This is a genomic window from Cellulomonas algicola (assembly GCF_003851725.1).
In the GTDB taxonomy this organism is placed as follows: domain Bacteria; phylum Actinomycetota; class Actinomycetes; order Actinomycetales; family Cellulomonadaceae; genus Cellulomonas; species Cellulomonas algicola.
Map to the genome: position 1 here is coordinate 1 of NZ_BHYL01000427.1, position 2,260 is coordinate 2,260.

Here is a 2,260-nt window from a genome sequence, read left to right on the forward strand (position 1 = left end):
CATGGTGCTCGACGGGCTCCGGTTCCTCGCCGCGGCCGCGGTCGTCGCGTACCACCTCGCAGGCCGGCAGACGTCGGCCTGGGGACCGGACCAGGTGGAGCGCCTCGGCGACGTCCCTCGGTGGACGTCCTACGGGTCGCTCGGCCCGGAGCTGTTCTTCGTCATCAGCGGGTTCGTGGTGCTGCTGACCGCCTGGGGCCGCCCGACGGTCCGGCTGGTCGCCTCACGCCTCGCACGCCTGTACCCGGCGTACTGGGCGGGCGTGCTGCTCACCGGGGGGCTGCTGCTCGTGCTGTGGCCCGACGGCAAGGACGTGACCCCCGCGCAGGTGCTGGTCAACCTCACGATGGTGCAGTCCGCGCTCGGCGTCCCGCACGTCGACGGCGTCTACTGGACGCTCTGGGCGGAGCTGCGCTTCTACCTGCTCATCGGCCTCCTGTCGCTCGTCGGGCTGACCCGACGCCGGGTGCTCGCGGTCGCGCTCGTCTGGCCGTGGCTCGCGCAGCTCGCGCTGCACAGCGGGCTCACGGGCCTCGCGACCGCGCTCGTCGCGGACTACGCGTCGCTGTTCGCGGCCGGCATGGCGCTCTACGTGCTGCACCGCGACGGGCACCGGCTCGACGCGTGGCTCGTGGTCGCGGCGAACACCGTCCTCGCGGTGCTGCTCGTCGTCCCGTCGCGCGCCGCCGTCCTCGCCCGGACGACCGGCTACGAGCCGTCGCAGCTGCTGCTCGGGGTCGGCGTCGTGGTGTGCGTCGCGTTGGTCGCGTGCGCCGTCCTCACGCCGCTCGCACGGGCGCGGGCCACGTGGTGCGTGACGCTCGGTGCGCTCACGTACCCCGTCTACCTGGTGCACGACTACTGGGGCCTGTACGTCGTCCACCTCACGGCGCCGCACGTGCCGACGGCCGTCGCCCTGACGCTCGCGGTCGGTGCGGCGCTCGCGCTCGCGTGGCTCGTGCACCGGTGCGTCGAGCTGCCGTGCGGGCCCCGGGTGCGGCGCTGGTCCGAGCAGGCGCTCGCGCGGGTGCGCGGCGTGCTGCTTGACCGCGTGAACCGCGGGCCGCGTCTGGTGCGCGGCCTCGACGAGCTCCGCGTCCCCGGCTGACGCGGCCGGTCCGACCGTGCCCTGGCGCCAGCGCGCGGTGGCGCCTGACCGGTCCGACGGTCCGAGCGACAGGACCCGGTGACGTCGTCGGGCGTCAGGACCCGGGGACGCCGCCCACCGCTCCCGGCGGCAGCGAGCCGTCGCGGATCGCGGCGAAGAACGTGGGCGCCTGGTCGGGGTCGAGCAGGACCGTCGAGCCGACGTCGCCCGGGCGGTAGTCCATGTCGGCGATGGGCGGCGTGCCCGTGATGCCCTCGGGCCCGGTCGCGGCACGGAACGCGAGCGCGAGGCGCCCCATGTCGACGATGCCCGAGCCGTCGTCGACGGTGAGCGCGCCCGTCCCGGCGTCGACGAGCTTGACCTGCTGCGCGGGGTGCCACACGAGCGACGACGGCTGGATCTTCGCCATGACGGCGCTGACGAGCTGGCGCTGCCGCTCGGCGCGGCCCACGTCGCCCTTGAGGTCGGACTTGCGCATGCGCGCGAACGCGAGCGCCTCGGGTCCGCCGACGTCGTGGCACCCGGCGGTCCACACCATGCCGGAGTCGGCGTCGTTCACGTCCGCGTCGTGGCACAGGTGCACGCCGCCGACGGCGTCGACGACGTTCCCGACGCCCGCCATGCCGATCTCCGCGTAGTGGTCGACCGTCAGGCCGGTGAGCCCCTCGACCGTCCGGACCAGCAGAGGCGCCTGCCCCCACGCGAACGCGGCGTTGAGCTTGGACGCGCCGTGCTCGGGGATCTCGACGTACGTGTCGCGGGGGAGCGAGATGAGCGCCGTCGGTCCGTTCTCGGGGACGTGCAGCAGCAGGATCGTGTCGGTCCGTGCGCCCTCGGTGCCGTCGGCCGCGATGCCGCCGTCCGCGCGCGAGTCGGACCCGGTGAGCAGGTAGGTGGTGCCGGGGGTGTCGGCCGCGCCCGACAGCGCGGTGGTGTGCTGCACCTTGCCGTTCGCCCACAGCACGAGCCCGATGGGCCATGCGAGCAGGGCCACGAGGACGACCGCGACCGCAGCGAGCGTGAGCCGGCCGCGTCGACGTCGGGCCCCGGCGCCGGGCGCGCCTGCGGCGGGCACGTTCCCGGGCCCGCTCGGCCCGTTCGGCCCGCCGGGTCGCGGGCGGGCGGCTGCGACGGGTGCGGGCCGTGCTGCGG

2 protein-coding genes are annotated in these 2,260 nt (G+C 75.4%); one reads left to right on the plus strand and one right to left on the minus strand.

The genetic code is table 11. The features are described 5' to 3' along the window. The coding region (locus CTKZ_RS20390; RefSeq protein ID WP_124344615.1) for an acyltransferase family protein at positions 1 to 1,108 on the plus strand (1,108 nt) is incomplete at its 5' end. 94 nt (positions 1,109 to 1,202) lie between these two features. Here CTKZ_RS20390 and CTKZ_RS20395 read toward each other — a convergent pair. Next, on the minus strand, positions 1,203 to 2,260 hold a 1,058-nt coding region (locus tag CTKZ_RS20395), incomplete at its 5' end, for an LCP family protein (protein WP_371852404.1).